Here is a 15,193-nt window from a genome sequence, read left to right on the forward strand (position 1 = left end):
CCTCGCGGATTCACCATTCATCGATCCGAACACCGACACAACGAGAAGGAATGACCAGATGAGACTGACAACGAAGTTCGTCACCATCGCCGCGGCAGGAGTGCTGGGGCTTGGACTGTCCGGCTGTGGCGCCGGCGACACCGAGGCCAACAGCGACACCACCCGCGTCGGCGTGTCGGTGTACGACATGAGCTCGTTCATCACCGCCGGCAAGGAGGGCATGGACCAGTACGCCAAGGACAACAACATCGAACTGGTCTGGAACTCCGCCAACCTCGACGTCTCCACCCAGGCCAACCAGGTCGACTCGATGATCAACCAGGGTGTCGACGCCATCATCGTCGTTCCCGTGCAGGCTGATTCGCTCGGACCGCAGGTCGCCTCGGCCAAGGCCAAGAACATCCCCCTGGTGCCGGTCAACGCCGCGCTCGACAGCAAGGAGATCGCAGGCAACGTCCAGCCCGATGACGTCGCCGCCGGCGAGCAGGAAATGCAGATGATGGCCGACGCCCTCGGCGGCCGCGGCAACATCGTGGTCCTGCAGGGGCCCTTGGGCCAATCCGGTGAACTCCAGCGCACCGAAGGCATCAACAACGTCCTGCGCAAGTACCCGGACATCAAGGTGCTCGCCATGGACACCGCCAACTGGAAGCGTGACGAGGCCGTCAACAAGATGAAGAACTGGATCTCCGGTTTCGGTGACCAGATCAACGGTGTGGTGGCCGAGAACGACGACATGGGTCTTGGCGCACTGCAGGCGCTCAAGGAGTCGGGACGCACTGTGCCGATCGTGGGCATCGACGGCATCGAGGACGGACTCAACGCCGTCAAGAGCGGTGAGTTCATCGGCACGTCGCTGCAGAACGGCACCGTCGAGCTGGCCGCCGGGCTGGCCGTCGCCAACGCGCTCGCCAAGGGCGAGCAGGTCAACACCGAGCCGGTCTACGTGATGCCCGCCATCACCAAGGAGAACGTCGACGTCGCGATCGAGCACGTCGTCACCGAGCGGCAGAAGTTCCTCGAGGGTCTCACCGCGCTGACCACCGAGAACCTCAAGACCGGCAACATCGCCTACGAAGGCATCCCCGGACAGTAAACACGTGCGATTCGTGGAGCATCTCCCGCGCTCAGCGCAGGAAATGCTCCACGAATCGCGAAACAGGAAGGAATCGAATGAGACTGACGACCAAACTGGGCGTAGTCGCCTCGGCAGGGTTGTTGACACTGGGCATGACGGCCTGCGGGGCGGGCGACACCGAGGCCAACAGCGGGACCACCCGCATCGGCGTCACGGTGTACGACATGAGTTCGTTCATCACCGCCGGCAAGGAGGGTATGGAGACCTATGCCAAGGCCAATGACATCGAACTGGTGTGGAACTCGGCCAACAACGACGTCTCCACCCAGGCCAGCCAGGTCGACTCCCTGATCAACCAGGGCGTCGCCGCGATCATCGTCGTTCCCGTGCAGGCGGATTCACTCGCCCCGCAGGTCGCGTCGGCCAAGGCGAAGAACATCCCGTTGCTCGCGGTCAACGCAGCACTGGACACCCCGGACCTGGCGGGCAACGTGCAGCCCGACGACGTGGCCGCCGGTGAGCAGGAGATGCAGATGATGGCCGACCGCCTGGGCGGCCGGGGCAACATCGTCGTCCTGCAGGGCCCGCTCGGTGGATCCGGTGAGATCAACCGCGGCAAGGGTATCGACAACGTGCTCGCCAAGTACCCGGACATCAAGGTGCTGGCCAAGGACACGGCGAACTGGAAGCGCGACGAAGCGGTCAACAAGATGAAGAACTGGATCTCCAGCTTCGGACCGCAGATCAACGGCGTCGTCGCCCAGAACGACGACATGGGTCTCGGCGCGCTGCAGGCACTCAAGGAGGCCAACCGCACCGACGTCCCGATCGTCGGGATCGACGGCATCGAGGACGGGCTGAACGCCGTCAAGAGCGGTGAGTTCATCGGCACCTCCCTGCAGAACGGCACCGTCGAGCTGTCGGCGGGCCTGGCTGTGGCCAACGCGCTGGTCAAGGGTGAGCAGGTCAACACCGAACCGGTGTACGTCATGCCGGCCATCACCAAGGAGAACGTCGACGTCGCACTCGAGCACGTCGTCACCGACCGCCAGAAGTTCCTGGACGGTCTCACCGAGTTGACCGCGTCGAACCTCAAGAGCGGCGACATTGCCTACGAGGGGATTCCGGGGCAGAAGCAGCCCTAGTCGCGAATACCGGCAGGTTCTCGACGGGGTGACTGTGGGCCCCGTGTACGCGCGTCGCGTGACATGCGTACACGGGGCCCATACTCGTCTAGCGATGAGTTTCGGTCCCGCCCATGGTCGGTATGGAGAACTCAACGAAGGGAATCGATCGTGTCCATCGAACACGTGCTGTCGGTAGTCCCGGTGTCCGATCTCGATCGGGCGAACGCCTGGTACGAGAAGCTCTTCGGCCGCCCCGCCGACAACAACCCCATGCCCGTGCTCGTCGAGTGGCAGGTGGTCCCGGGTGGCTGGGTTCAGGTGTTCGTCGACGCCGACCGCGCCGGATCGGGCTTGCTCAACTTCGCCGTCGACGACCTGCGAGCCCACGTCGCAGAGGCGGCCGAGCGCGGCCTGACGCCCGGCGACGTCGAGGACGTCGACAAGGGTGTCCTGCTGTCGACGCTACGAGATCCCGACGGCAACCTGATCCGGTTGATCGGCGACTTCCGCGTCGAGTACTAGCGCGCCGTTCTCGGCGCAAGCGGACGCTGAGCGATCTCGAGAACCTCGTCGGTGGTCGGCGGACTCTGCGGGTGGTGCGACAGACACCACGGCGTCCGAATCCGATGAAAGGCAAGCCCTTCCAGCGCCACGTAGAAGTTGCCTGCCCGCAGCTTGCTGATGTCGGGGACCTCACCGCCCTTGACGCGCGCCATCTCCCTGGCCGTAGCGATCTGGGCGGGCGCGTTGAGCAGGCCGTAGAACTGCGTGGTCGAGTTGCCGGGGATGTGCAGGTGCAGGCCGCGGGGCGCCTGCGTCGCAAACACCAGTCCCAGCCCATACTTTCGGGCCTGGGACACCAGCGCCAGCGTGCTTCGCGTGCAGGCGGTGTAGCGGTCGGACGGTGCGAAGTTCTGCGCCTCGTCCATCACGAGCAGGCCGCCGAGCGGGCGGTCGGCCGCCGGATTCCGCTTGATCCAGGAGAACAGCGCCATCTGCAGCTGGTTGACGAAGCCCTCGCGCTGCTGGTCGCTGGTCAACCCGATCATGTTGATCACCGACACCCGGGCGCGATAGCCCTCCGACGGAGTGAGCAGCACACCGGGATCCGCCGGGGTACCGCTGCCGCCGAACAGGGGATCGTTCACCATCGCGGCGTGCAGGTTGGCCGAGAGTTCGGCTGCCAGCTTCGCGCCCTTGGGCAGCTCGCTGACGCCGTCGGGCAGGTCGCCGAGCATGGCGATGAATCCCGGTAGCGTGGCCTGGGTTTCGCGCCGCGCGTAGTGGCGCAACGCGACCTTGAGCACGGCGCGCGACTGCATCGCCTTCGCCGTGTTGCCGGTGATCAACGCGCGCGGCTCCAGCGCGGCGACCGCCGAGTCGACGGCATCCTCGAATTCCTCGGCGCTGTCGCGCACTCCGTCGAAGTCGGGCAGCGGCTGGAACGACAGCGGTCTGCCGGAGTTCCTGCGCGGCGTCCACACCACGACCTCGGTGCCAGCGAAGTACTGCTCGGCGCGCGCGTCGTCCGAGGGATCCCACCCGTCGGGGCGCTGCGGCCACGGGTCGCCGAGCCGGGACAGGTCGTTGTTCGGGTCGAGCACGATCGACGAGACCCCGCGCAGCGCGGCCTCTTCGATGAGCCGTCGGATGAGCACCGTCTTGCCGGAGCCGGAGCCGGCGAAGATCGAGGTGTGCTTGCGCAGTGCGGCGAGGTCGACGGTCACCGCGCCGTCGCTGGCGTCGACGCCGAGGGGCAACTCGTGGGCCGACGCCGCGACGGTCGGATACGCCACCGCAGCGGATTCGCCCGAAGCCTGAGCCGACGGCACCGGCACCGGCACCGGCGGCGGCTCGTCGCCGGCGAGGTCGCCAAGTGCCGTGCGCAGCAGTGCCACCGAGTGCGCGGGCCTGCGGGTGCGCAACCACGCCGTCAGCCCGGCGTCGTCGTCCTCCAGCATGTCCCGTAGCGCGAAGCCGGTGCGCAGATCGTCGTCGGACATCGTCAGCGTGCGGCCACCGGCGGCCTCGAACTCGGCGATCAGTTCGGCGGTCTTCTTGCCGCTCGGCCACGGTGTGTTGCGGAGCAGGAACAGTCGCCGCTTCTGAGAGCCGGACGCGGAACCCGCTGCGCTGCTGGCGTTTCGGATCCTGGTCTGCGCCGCGATCGCATTGGTGGCGGCGATCGCACGGAACGCCCAGTGCCGCTCGTCGTCGGTCGAGGACTCCAGGCTCTGGCGCAGCCGGGCGTGCAGCGGCGGCTTGTGCCCCGGTGGGGGATCGAGCCGGAACGCCTGCTCCTCCTCGCCCAGCTCGGCGATCCAGGCGTCCAGCACCGCACCCAGCAGCGCGGGCACGGTGGTGTCCTCGCCGTCGGGTTCCAGTGCAGCGGCGGGCACCGCGCGGCGCCGGTACTCCGCGAAGACGGCATCCAGACCGGTCGGGTCGGTGTCGCCGGCCCGGGGTTCGCCCGCGGGCACCTCGTCGGGTGCCGTGAGCGAGGCCAACTCGACCAGCGTGTCGCGTTCGAGGCAGCGGCGGACGTGGGCGTCGGCACGCTTGAGCAGTTCACGCGGCGTGAATTGGGGCGCCTCGTCGAACGCCGACGGCAGGATCGGCCAGCTCGGGTACGGCGGCGTGAAGCCCTTCGCGGCATAGCTGGTGGAGAACCGGCGCTCGAGGATGGCGCGGCCGAGAGCGGCGGTCGGCAGCGGCCGCAGCGGTGCGGTGACCCGGAACCGGTCGCTCACCGTGCCCACCGCGCGGGTTTCGATGGACTCCCACACCGCGGGCAGACACGCGACGACGGCGGGGGAGCGGCGCATGGTCTGGCGGATCGCCATCAGGCCGTGGGCGACGTGTTCGAGGTCGCGGTTGTCCGTGCGGCCCGCCACCTCGGTGGCATCGGTCGACTGGGCCAGCAGCGTGTCGATCTGGTCGATCGCCAATACGGCGGGTCCGGCCAGCGCGATGATCCGGGAGATCTGACGCACCGACTCCTGCGGTGTCAGCGTGGGATTGGGCAGCCGCCACGCGGCGCGCGCAGCGTCGTCGAGGTCGTTGCCGGACAGGAAGGCCTGTCCTACGTCCTGCAGTCCCAGGTCGCCGGATCCGAGCAGGACCAATGCCCGCAACGTATGGTGGCATTCCCTGACGGTGGCGCGGTGTTCGCGGTGCAGCGCGTTGACGAAGCGTTCGACGATCTCGGGTGTCACGTCGTCGTCACCGATGAGCGATCGACGGTCCGCCCGCCCGACGTGCGCCAGCGTCGAGAGTTCCCACAGCAGGTCCTTCAGCTGGGTCTCGCGCTCGCCGCCGGGCCGGTTGAGGCTGTCGAGGATGCCGCCGTGGGCGGACTGCCAGAAGCTGGTGGCGTCGAGCAGTTCGACGAGCAGGAAGTACCCTCCGCGGGCCTGGACGCGTTCGCGGACCTGGCCCAGCAGATGCGTCTTGCCGGACCCCGCGCGGCCCCTGATCACCACGCCGAGTGGGTTGGAGTCGGGATGCTCCGCCGCGTCGGAGAAGGCGGCGTCGACCTCCTCGATGGCGAACTCGTTGAGCCCGCCGACGTGGAGGGCGCCTTGCAAGTGCCAGAGGTCGTCGGCGGTCGGCGCCCACGTCAGGCGCAGGCCCGCCAGGGCCTCGCGCTGGCCGGTGTCCATCACGGTTCGATCGCGATCAAGTGGTTGTCCTTGTTGCCGATCCGGACCGCGGCGGATCGATCCGCATCGGTCAGCGTCTTCTGGTTCTCCTCGGGGATGAGGCTCACCCCGGGCACCTGATAGAGGCGCCGCAGCGCCGTGTCCACCTCGTCGCGCGAGACGTCGGGCAGTGCGGACCGCACCTTGACCAGCCCCACCCAGCTGCCGGGACGACGAGCGAGCTGGCGGTATGCGGTGCGAATCCTGTCCTCCACGTTGCCCCCGTCCGTCCCTTCCCGATCCGGCGCTGCGCCTTCGGTAGAGACGCTCGGAGCCGCCTCGTCGGCCGGTGCGAAGACGTCGGCCAGTGCGAGATCGGCGTGATCGAGATACCGGCCCAGCGCCTTCATCAACGTATACAGCGTCTTGTTCTGGCCGCGCACGCCGTCGGGAGCGTCGGTGCCGAAGATGGCGCGACACAGCTTCCAGCCCGCGTCGGTGAGTTCGAGGACCATCGGGGTGCCGGGTTTGACGTCGATCAGGCCCTTGTCGCGCAACCGGTCTCGGTAGCCCTTCTTGAGTTCGGGTCCCAGGTCCCGCAGCCGTGGATTGGGCACGGGAGCCGCTTGCGCCATCAGGACGAGCAGGACCGCCTGCTCCGTTCCGGTCAACTCGTCGGGGAGAACGCTCACGTGGCCTTGCCTTTCTGCCGTCGGTCGGTGAGGAGTCGCGCAATGGTGGCCAGGACGGTCGCGGTGTCCCGGTGGATGTCGTCGTTGGTGAACCGCAGCACCGCATACCCGGCGAGCACCAGGGAGTTGTCCCGGCGGCGGTCGTCGGCGTACTTGAGGGCGCCCCGGTGGTCGGGCCCGTCGATCTCGACGACGCAGCGGGCGTCGGGCCACATCAGGTCGACGCGGATCGGCACGGCCAGCGGATGCGGTTGGTGCACCTGGTTCCAGGTGCGGCCCGCGGCCCAGGCGCACCGCGCGAGGCTGGCCTCGAGTTCGCGTTCCGCGGCGCTGCGGGGGTGGGGTCGCCCCGCGACGGCGGGGTACTCCGGTGGCGGCGCGGGAGCGGTCGGCGCCGGGGTCAGGGTCTCGACGAAAGCCGGTAGCGATGGTCGGCGGGCCGGGAAGCGGTCGAGGCCGGCCAGTTCGGCGCCCACCAGCCAGACGGCCGCGCCCGAGTGGTCGGCGAGCCAGGAGGCCGCCGCGGCGACGTGCATCCGGCCGTCGTCGTCGAGCGGCGTGGCGCAGTCGAGCAGGACCGCGACGCGGTCCCGTCCGTAGGCGGCCGCCACGACGCGGATCAGGCCCCGGGCCCGCACGTCGGCGGGATGACCGTCGACGTCGCGGTTGGTCAGCGCGCCGTCCGCAAGCGCCGCGAGGAACGGACCGTAGTGCGTGCTGTGCGCGGCGACCGACTCGGCAAGGCGCCGCGCCGTGCGGCGCTCGAATGCGGTTGCCCCATCGAGGTGTTCTCCGCCGGGCAGCCAAGCGGGAAACACCGCGCGGGCCACGATCTCGAGTTGCGCGAGCACCTCGTCGACGATGGCGGCCGCCGAGCCTGCCGGGGTCACGTCGCAGCCGATCACCACCGGAGCGCCGTCCGGGAGCGGGTCGAGGCTGACCGACAGCGCGGCGTGGTCCACCCCCGCGACGCGGGTCACGCCGTCGAGCGGGAGGCATGCCCAGGTGGACGCGGGCGCAGGCACGCAGTCGTCGGCCATGCTCACCCGTACCCCCTCGGCCTGACCCACCGGTCATCATCGTGCCTCACCGCGACCGCCGTCGCCGCCCGCCGTCGTGCCGCTACGGCGCGTCGGCAGGCACGTCGACGTAGGCGGGCGTAAAGCCCTCGGCGGAGAAGGTGAACCCCTGGCGACTCTTGTCGGACATGCACGACACCCCGGTCGCCTCCTGCACGTTGCAGCGGAACCCGGCCACCGACAGCACGCGGTTGAACGGCAGTTCGGCGGGCGTGCCCTCGGCCAACCCGAATCCGGGCGGCTCCACCGCGCTGAAGCGGGGCTCGCCGTCGCGGGGCACCTCGATCGCGTTCGGCGTGCTCTCCTCGCCCGCGGCGTCGAGAACCGAGTCCGGCGTTCCGGTGATGCCGAGGCTGGACCGTCCGCCGGCAGCCTGGCAGCCGGCCGTCACCCGCGGCACGATCGCACACTCCCACCGACCGCTGGGGGTGGTGAAGAAGTACCAGGTGGCCCCGTTGACCTGGCCCGCGTAGTCGAACCCGTTGACCAGGTGCTCCACCCGCGGCTGAGGCGGCGGGACCGGCGACGGAGGCGTGGTCTTGGTCGTGACGGGTGGTTCGCCGGTGTCGACGACCGGCCCGGAGCAACCAAGGGCAAGGAGGGCGAGGCCCAGCGCAGCGGTTCGTTTCATGGCACGCATATCGGCCACCCAGCGTGCCCGAGCGCACACGCGGCGGCGCAGGCGGGGGACCTATCGCTCGGAGACCGAGGAGCGCATGACCTCGTCGCGCAGCTCGTCGTCCAGCGAGACGCGGACCAGCGCCGCGGCCAGCTGGGCGTAGCTGCGCGGTGCGAGCGCGGCGAGGTCGGACGGCGCCGTGGGCAAGTGCAGTGCGCGGGCTGCGGCGAGGGCCTTGTCGTCGAAGTGCGGACGCACCCACGGCCACACCACCTGCACTTCGCGCAGGAAGACGTCGGCGCCGGTCGGCCCGATGCCGTTGAACTTCACCAGTTCCTCGGCTGCCCGCCCGGCGTCTTGACCACAGCGGACGCCGAGGTTGCGCAGGTCACCGTCGTACTCGTCCTGTACCCGTCGCGCCATGTCGCACAGGCGCGTCGCCGAACTCTCGTCGTAGCGCGCGTACCCGGCGCGACCTAACGCGGCGATCACCTTCTGCCGGTCACCGGTGAGCACGGCACGCGGCGTCCGCATCCCGGCCTTGAACAGTTGGCGGGCTGCGTTGGCTGCGACGTCGGCACCGATCGGCTTGCTGGCGAGCATGGCGAGCACGAGGAGCTGGAACAACGGCATGGGCTTATCCTTGAGCCGGATGCCGCTCTGCTCGGCGTAGGTCTTTCCCGCCGTCCGGATGAGACGACGCACGAATTGCTTCGTATCCCTCATCTTCGTTGCGATACCCGTGGGGTCGGGCACCAAAACGCGGGCTACTTCGGTGGCAGCGTCCTGACGTGTGCCACGCCGCGACGCACCCAGACCCGCAGTTGGCGTGTGGTGCGTACGCCGTCGTCGGCGACCCGCAGCCAGCCCCTGGTCTCGCGGCCCGCCATCACCATGGGGGAGACGTGGTCGGTGGCCAGCAGCGCCTCGGTGTCCTCGGGCGGCACGCGGACCATCAGTCCGCCGCGTCCGCTGGCAGCGACGGCCATGTGCCCGCCGACCAGGAACGCGAGCCCGCCGAACATGCGCTTCTCGTCGACGGCCTGCCCCTCGACGGCCTGCTCGCCGGCCAGCACGTCACGGATGCGGTTGGCGAGGTCCTCGTCGTACGCCATGCACAGGAATTCTAAGCCCGGTCACCGGTCATCAGGGGCTCGAACTGAGCAGACGCTTCAACGTCCATGCGTTGCGCACGGCGTTGCCCTCGCCGTCGTTGTTGAAGTAGACGAGCACGTCGCGGCCCTGGTCCTGCCACTCGCCGATCCGATCGGCCCACCAGCGCATCGAGTCGTCGGAGTACGAGCCGGCGTAGAGGCGTTCGTCGTCCGGGCCGTGCATCCGCACGTACACCAGGTGGCTGGTGGCGCGCAGGACGCAGGGCAGTGCGGCGCCGCTGGTCACGACGTACGCCGCGCCGTGGCGCTCGAGCAGGTCGTAGACGGCCGGCGCGTCCCACGACGGGTGGCGGAACTCGACGGCCACGGGGATCCAGTCCGGCATCAGCGCGAGGAAGCGGTCCAGCAGGGCGGTCGACGCCTCATCGCAGGCGAGGGCGGGGTGCAGCTGCACCAGCAGGGCCTCGCGGCGGTCACCGAGGGCGCGCCAACAGCGTTCGAACCGTTCCACCCAAGCCTCGGGTTCCCGCAGCCGCCGGAAGTGCGTCAGCCCGCGGTGCGCCTTGACCGTCATCGTGAAGCCCTCGGGAAGGCGCTGGCGCCAGCCTTCGAACGTGGCGTCCTTCGGCCACCGGTAGAAGCTCGCGTTGAGTTCCACGGTGTCGAACTCCTGCACGTACCGGGCCAGGCGGCGCGACACGGGCATGCCCGGCGGGTACAGCACCGAGTTCCAGTGGTCGTACGACCACCCCGACGTGCCGATTCGGACGGTCACGACCGGTGTCATACCCGCTGACCGCCGGTTGTCACCTCCCTTGTTGCTGGCACCCTTCTCCGGCGAGCAGACACAAAATCCCCTCTTTCGGCGTGATCGAGGGGATTTTGCGTCTGCTCGCGGTATTCGGTTGTCAGGCAGCGACGGTCGCGGCCTCGGTCAGCGGCTCCAGGGCCAGCGCGACGATGTCGGCCACGTCGATCATCGGCCTGACTTCCAGCGCGTCGAGCACCTCGGCGGGCACCTCGTCCAGGTCGGGCTCGTTGCGCTGCGGGATGAAGACGGTCTTCAGCCCGGCCCGTTGCGCCGCCAGCAGCTTCTGCTTGACGCCGCCGATGGGCAGCACCCGGCCGTTCAGCGTGACCTCGCCTGTCATGCCGACGTCACCGCGTACCTTGCGGCCGGTGGCCATCGACACCAGCGCCGTGACCATCGTGACACCCGCGGACGGACCGTCCTTGGGCACCGCGCCTGCCGGGAAGTGGACGTGGATCTGACGATCCAGCGCCTTCGGGTCGACGCCCAACTGCTCGGCGTGCGCCCGGACGTAGGACAGCGCAATCTGCGCCGACTCCTTCATCACGTCGCCCAGCTGACCGGTCAGCTGCAGACCCGCGTCACCGGAGTTCGAGTTCGCCTCGATGAACAGCACGTCGCCGCCCAGACCCGTGACGGCCAGGCCGGTCGCGACACCAGGCACCGCAGTGCGTTCGTCGGACTCCGGCGTGAACCGCGGACGGCCCAGGTACGCAACGAGATCGGGCTCGTCGATGACGAGTGACTCGATGTCACCCGCCAGCTTCGTCGTCGCCTTGCGCAACGCCTTGGCCAGCAGCCGCTCGAACTGCCGCATGCCGGGCTCCCGGGTGTAGTCGGCAGCGATCTTGCGCAACGCGTCGTCGGTGACCTCGACATCCTCGGTCGTCAACGCCGCACGCTCACGCTGCCTAGGCAGCAGGTAATCCCGAGCGATGGCGACCTTGTCGTCCTCGGTGTACCCGTCGATCTGCACCAACTCCATGCGGTCCAGCAGTGCCTGCGGGATGTTCTCGATGACGTTGGCCGTCGCCAGGAACACGACGTCGGACAGGTCCAGGTCGAGATCGAGGTAGTGGTCGCGGAACGTGTGGTTCTGCGCAGGATCCAACACCTCGAGCAGCGCCGCACTCGGGTCACCGCGGTAGTCCGAACCCACCTTGTCGATCTCGTCGAGCAGCACGACCGGGTTCATAGACCCTGCCTCGCCGATCGCGCGGACCAACCGGCCGGGCAGCGCACCGACGTAGGTGCGCCGGTGACCACGGATCTCGGCCTCGTCGCGCACGCCACCCAGGGCGACGCGCACGAACTTGCGGCCCAATGCGCGGGCCACCGACTCACCCAGCGACGTCTTGCCGACGCCGGGAGGGCCTGCCAGCACCATCACGGCACCGGAGCCGCGGCCACCGACGACCGCCATGCCGCGCTGGGCACGCCGGGCACGGACCGCCAGGTACTCGACGATGCGGTCCTTCACGTCGTCCAGCCCGTGGTGGTCGGCGTCGAGGATCTCGCGGGCCCCGGCGAGGTCCGTCGAGTCCTCGGTGCGCACGTTCCACGGCAGGTCCAGGACGGTGTCCAGCCAGGTGCGGATCCAGCCGCCCTCGGGGCTCTGGTCGCTGGAGCGTTCCAGCTTGCCGACTTCCCGCAGTGCGGCTTCGCGCACCTTCTCGGGCAGGTCGGCGGCCTCGACGCGCGCCCGGTAGTCGTCCGAGCCCTCGGGCTCGCCCTCGCCGAGCTCCTTGCGGATGGCGGCGAGCTGCTGGCGCAGCAGGAACTCCTTCTGCTGCTTGTCCATTCCGGCGCGGACGTCCTCGGCGATCTTGTCGTTCACCTCGGTCTCGGCCAGGTGCTCGCCGGTCCACTCGACCAGGACGCGCAGCCGTTCCGCGACGTCCTCGGTCTCCAGCAGCTGCCGCTTCTGCACGTCGGTCAGGTACGACGCGTAGCCGGCGGTGTCGGCCAGTGCGGACGGGTCGCTGATCTTGTTGACCACGTCCACGATCTGCCACGCCTCGCGGCGCTGCAGCATGGCGAGCAGCAGCTTCTTGTACTCCGCCGCGAGCGTCTTGGTCTCGTTGGTCGGGCCCGCTGGGTCGTCGACGACCTCGGTGACCTCGACCCACAGCGCCGCACCGGGCCCGGTGGTGCCGGAGCCGATGTGCGCCCGCCGTTCACCGCGCACGATGGCGGCTGCACCGCCGCCCGGCACGCGGCCGACCTGCACGATCGACGCGATCACGCCGTGGGTGGGGTAGCGGTCGTCGAGACGCGGGGCGATGAGTAGCTTGCCCGACTCGCTCGCCTGGGCGGCGTCGACTGCTGCGCGGGCCGCGTCGTCGAGTTCGACCGGCACGACCATTGCGGGTAGCACGACCGGCTCGCTGATGAACAGGACGGGGACTGCGATTGGTTCTGGCATCAATCCTCCAAAGTTGAATCTGATGCGCTCAACCTTGGTGGGCGAGGGTTTGTTCCCCGCGACCACGCGACCGGGCGGCCGCAGGCCCACGACCAGCGTGGTGATCGCCGAGGGCTGAACGTGGCTGCGGCGCACACGCGGCTGGGTGGTTCGTCTACCCGTGCCAAACCCCCGGATGGGCGATGGCACGGATGGTTCACCGCGCTACCAATGGCGCATGCACCCTTGGCGACTGCGCGATTTCCACGATGACGACATGGAGCAGGCGATCTCGATCTGGGATCAGAGCCGCCTCCCAGGCGAGCCGTCACCTGCGTTCGGCGTGTCCGAGGTGGTGGCGGGGGCCCGTGGCGGCCAACCGTGTGTGGTCGCAGTGGTTGGTGATCAGCTGGTCGGCATGGCCGGTGGGCTGATCCACGGAGACCGTGCCTGGATCACGATGATGGCGCTCGGCAGCCGGTGGCGGGATCGCGGGATCGGCAGCGCGCTACTGAGCGAACTCGAACAGCGCCTGCGAGTCGCGGGCGCCCGTCGCATCACGGCGCTGCTGTCGCCCAAGGCCACCGGCACGACGGCGCTCCTCAATTCCGGCTACGAGGAGCGCACCGGGCTGAGTTACTTCGAGAAGGTCGACCACCTCGGGGCTTCGGACTCCGGCCTGCTGTCCGCGCTGGGGGCCCAGCTGATCCCGCGCGACCAGTGGCACGCCATGGCCGGGATGGAAAGCGAGAAGCAGGTGATCGAGCGCCGTATCGTGTTGCCGCTCGTCGAGCCCAACGCCGCACTGCGATACGGCGTCTCACCGCCGAAGGCAGTCATCCTGTTCGGTCCGCCGGGCACCGGCAAGACGAGCTTCGCCAAAGCCGTGGCCGGCCGACTCGGATGGCCGTTCGTCGAACTCTTTCCATCACAGTTGGCGACGCCTGGTGTCACCATGGCCGGCGCGCTGAGGGAGGCATTCGCCGCCCTCGCCGATCTGGATTCGGTGCTCGTGTTCATCGACGAAGTGGAGGAGATCGCCGGCTCGCGAACCGGTAAGCCGTCCGATCCGGCGCACGGGGTGACGAACGAACTCCTCAAGCTCATCCCCACTTTTCGCCAGCGCGATGACCGCCTGCTGATCTGTGCCACCAATTCGGTGCGTTCGTTGGACTCGGCGATCCTGCGACCCGGCAGGTTCGACTACGTCATTCCGGTTGGTCCACCGGACGCCACCGCCCGCGCGGCGATCTGGCGCCGCTACCTCGGTCCGACCGCCGGCTCGGTCGACGTCGGGCGGCTCGTCGACGGCAGCGCGATGTTCACTCCCGCCGACATCGAGTTCAGTGCGCGCAAGGGGTCTCAGTCGGCCTTCGAGCGGGAGATCGAGGATCGTCGCGGCGATCCGGCTCGCACGGAGGACTACTTGGCGGCGATCGCCGACACCAGACCCACGCTCACCGACGCGATGCTGGCGGAATTCGAAGAGGACATCGCCCATCGCACCCGACTGTGACGGAGATGCCGGACCTCGGAGACGCGAGAAGGGAGCCTACCGCTCGGGGGTTGCGGCAGGCTCCCTTGGTCTTGCGGTGGTGCTTGGCGGTTAGGCGACTGCCTGCGCGCCGAGCACTCGCTGGATGTCGGGCTTCATCATCTGAAGCTGCTGACCCCAGTAACCCCAGCTGTGCGTGCCGGCGGCCGGGAAGTTGAACACGCCGTTGGTGCCACCCGCGGCGACGTAGTTGTCGCGGAAGGTGAGGTTGGTGCGGAGCGTGAACCCCTCGAGGAACTGCGCGGCCATCAGGTTGCCACCGCCGCCTGCGGTGTCGAGGTCCGACGGGGTGCCGGTGCCGCAGTAGATCCAGACGCGGGTGTTGTTGGCGACGAGCTGGGCCATGTTGACCATCGGGTCGTTGCGCTTCCACGCCGGGTCATTCGACGGACCCCACATGCTCTCGGCGTTGTAGCCACCCGCGTCGTTCATCGCCAGACCGATCAGCATCGGCCACCAGCCCTCGGACGGGTTGAGGAAGCCGGAAAGCGATGCGGCGTAGACGAACTTCTGCGGGTAGTAGATCGAGTAGGTCAGCGCGGTGCCGCCCGCCATCGACAGACCCACGACGGCGTTGCCGTTCTGTGCCACGCCCTTGCTCGCCTCGAGGTAGGCCGGCAGCTCCTGGGTCAGGAACGTCTCCCACTTGTAGGTGTAGTTCTGACCGTTGCCCTGCGAGGGGCGGTACCAGTCGGTGTAGAAGCTCGACTGCCCGCCGACGGGCATGACGGTCGACAGCCCCGAGCCGTAGTACCACTCGAATGCCGGGGTGTTGATGTCCCAGCCGTTGTAGTCGTCCTGGGCGCGCAGGCCGTCGAGCAGGTAGACCGCATGCGGGCCGCCGCCCTGGAACTGGACCCGGATGTTGCGGTTCATCGACTGGGAGAACACGTCGAGGTACTCGACCGGCAGGCCCGGACGCGAGAACGCTCCTGCGGTTGCCGTGCCCCCGGCGACGCCGATCAATCCGGGCAGGGTCGCGGCGGTGAGGGCGGCCACCGCCAACCGACGCAACCACGCTCCACGAATCTTTCTGACGAACTTCATAACGGCAACCGACCTGCCTTTCTCT

13 protein-coding genes are annotated in these 15,193 nt (G+C 68.8%); 4 read left to right on the forward strand and 9 right to left on the reverse strand.

Annotated elements, in window-relative coordinates:
* Nucleotides 1–58: 58 nt before the first annotated feature.
* The 3 genes from LOK44_RS01175 (at nucleotide 59) to LOK44_RS01185 (ending at nucleotide 2,727) form a co-directional block, all read left to right on the forward strand.
* Nucleotides 59–1,096, forward strand: coding sequence for a substrate-binding domain-containing protein (locus tag LOK44_RS01175; RefSeq protein ID WP_237568140.1), 1,038 nt, complete (start codon nucleotides 59–61; stop codon nucleotides 1,094–1,096).
* Nucleotides 1,097–1,173: 77 nt separating this feature from the next.
* Nucleotides 1,174–2,223, forward strand: coding sequence for a substrate-binding domain-containing protein (locus LOK44_RS01180; protein ID WP_237568141.1), 1,050 nt, complete (start codon nucleotides 1,174–1,176; stop codon nucleotides 2,221–2,223).
* A 150-nt stretch (nucleotides 2,224–2,373) separates the two neighbouring features.
* Complete coding sequence (locus tag LOK44_RS01185) at nucleotides 2,374–2,727, forward strand: VOC family protein (RefSeq protein WP_237568142.1); 354 nt, start codon at nucleotides 2,374–2,376, stop codon at nucleotides 2,725–2,727.
* Here LOK44_RS01185 and LOK44_RS01190 read toward each other — a convergent pair.
* The 8 genes from LOK44_RS01190 to lon form a co-directional block, all read right to left on the reverse strand.
* Nucleotides 2,724–5,867, reverse strand: coding sequence for a helicase HerA domain-containing protein (locus LOK44_RS01190; RefSeq protein WP_237568919.1), 3,144 nt, complete (start codon nucleotides 5,865–5,867; stop codon nucleotides 2,724–2,726). The genes LOK44_RS01185 and LOK44_RS01190 overlap by 4 nt on opposite strands.
* A complete protein-coding gene (locus LOK44_RS01195) occupies nucleotides 5,867–6,538 on the reverse strand; it encodes a hypothetical protein (protein ID WP_237568143.1) in 672 nt (223 codons plus the stop codon). The genes LOK44_RS01190 and LOK44_RS01195 overlap by 1 nt, the downstream gene beginning before the upstream one ends.
* On the reverse strand, nucleotides 6,535–7,578 hold the full coding sequence (locus LOK44_RS01200; protein WP_237568920.1) for an endonuclease domain-containing protein: 1,044 nt from the start codon (nucleotides 7,576–7,578) through the stop codon (nucleotides 6,535–6,537). Before LOK44_RS01200 ends, LOK44_RS01195 begins: the two co-directional genes overlap by 4 nt.
* Before the next feature lie 82 nt (nucleotides 7,579–7,660).
* On the reverse strand, nucleotides 7,661–8,248 hold the full coding sequence (locus tag LOK44_RS01205) for a hypothetical protein (protein ID WP_237568144.1): 588 nt from the start codon (nucleotides 8,246–8,248) through the stop codon (nucleotides 7,661–7,663).
* A 60-nt stretch (nucleotides 8,249–8,308) separates the two neighbouring features.
* Complete coding sequence (locus tag LOK44_RS01210; RefSeq protein ID WP_237568145.1) at nucleotides 8,309–8,962, reverse strand: HhH-GDP family DNA glycosylase; 654 nt, start codon at nucleotides 8,960–8,962, stop codon at nucleotides 8,309–8,311.
* A 41-nt stretch (nucleotides 8,963–9,003) separates the two neighbouring features.
* On the reverse strand, nucleotides 9,004–9,351 hold the full coding sequence (locus LOK44_RS01215; RefSeq protein ID WP_237568146.1) for a TfoX/Sxy family protein: 348 nt from the start codon (nucleotides 9,349–9,351) through the stop codon (nucleotides 9,004–9,006).
* Nucleotides 9,352–9,382: 31 nt separating this feature from the next.
* Nucleotides 9,383–10,138: a DUF72 domain-containing protein gene (locus LOK44_RS01220; protein ID WP_372481148.1), complete on the reverse strand. Its 756-nt coding sequence runs from the start codon at nucleotides 10,136–10,138 to the stop codon at nucleotides 9,383–9,385.
* Between the two features lie 121 nt (nucleotides 10,139–10,259).
* Nucleotides 10,260–12,587, reverse strand: coding sequence for an endopeptidase La (lon, locus tag LOK44_RS01225; protein WP_237568148.1), 2,328 nt, complete (start codon nucleotides 12,585–12,587; stop codon nucleotides 10,260–10,262).
* Between the two features lie 217 nt (nucleotides 12,588–12,804).
* Between lon and LOK44_RS01230 the strand changes: the two genes are divergently transcribed.
* A complete protein-coding gene (locus LOK44_RS01230) occupies nucleotides 12,805–14,082 on the forward strand; it encodes an ATP-binding protein (protein WP_237568149.1) in 1,278 nt (425 codons plus the stop codon).
* A 90-nt stretch (nucleotides 14,083–14,172) separates the two neighbouring features.
* Here LOK44_RS01230 and LOK44_RS01235 read toward each other — a convergent pair whose 3' ends face one another.
* On the reverse strand, nucleotides 14,173–15,168 hold the full coding sequence (locus LOK44_RS01235; RefSeq protein ID WP_237568150.1) for an esterase family protein: 996 nt from the start codon (nucleotides 15,166–15,168) through the stop codon (nucleotides 14,173–14,175).
* Nucleotides 15,169–15,193: the final 25 nt, after the last annotated feature.

Source organism: Mycolicibacterium lacusdiani (genome assembly GCF_021916785.1).
GTDB classification, from domain to species: Bacteria; Actinomycetota; Actinomycetes; order Mycobacteriales; family Mycobacteriaceae; genus Mycobacterium; species Mycobacterium lacusdiani.

Excerpts from the sequence above, each read along its gene's own strand:
- LOK44_RS01175 (WP_237568140.1), top strand. The coding sequence starts at position 59 with ATGAGACTGACAACGAAGTTCGTCACCATCGCCGCGGCAGGAGTGCTG.
- LOK44_RS01180 (WP_237568141.1), top strand. The coding sequence starts at position 1,174 with ATGAGACTGACGACCAAACTGGGCGTAGTCGCCTCGGCAGGGTTGTTG.
- LOK44_RS01190 (WP_237568919.1), bottom strand. The coding sequence starts at position 5,867 with ATGGACACCGGCCAGCGCGAGGCCCTGGCGGGCCTGCGCCTGACGTGG.
- LOK44_RS01200 (WP_237568920.1), bottom strand. The coding sequence starts at position 7,578 with ATGGCCGACGACTGCGTGCCTGCGCCCGCGTCCACCTGGGCATGCCTC.
- LOK44_RS01205 (WP_237568144.1), bottom strand. The coding sequence starts at position 8,248 with ATGAAACGAACCGCTGCGCTGGGCCTCGCCCTCCTTGCCCTTGGTTGC.
- LOK44_RS01210 (WP_237568145.1), bottom strand. The coding sequence starts at position 8,962 with ATGAGGGATACGAAGCAATTCGTGCGTCGTCTCATCCGGACGGCGGGA.
- LOK44_RS01215 (WP_237568146.1), bottom strand. The coding sequence starts at position 9,351 with ATGGCGTACGACGAGGACCTCGCCAACCGCATCCGTGACGTGCTGGCC.
- LOK44_RS01220 (WP_372481148.1), bottom strand. The coding sequence starts at position 10,138 with ATGACACCGGTCGTGACCGTCCGAATCGGCACGTCGGGGTGGTCGTAC.
- lon (WP_237568148.1), bottom strand. The coding sequence starts at position 12,587 with ATGCCAGAACCAATCGCAGTCCCCGTCCTGTTCATCAGCGAGCCGGTC.
- LOK44_RS01230 (WP_237568149.1), top strand. The coding sequence starts at position 12,805 with ATGCACCCTTGGCGACTGCGCGATTTCCACGATGACGACATGGAGCAG.
- LOK44_RS01235 (WP_237568150.1), bottom strand. The coding sequence starts at position 15,168 with ATGAAGTTCGTCAGAAAGATTCGTGGAGCGTGGTTGCGTCGGTTGGCG.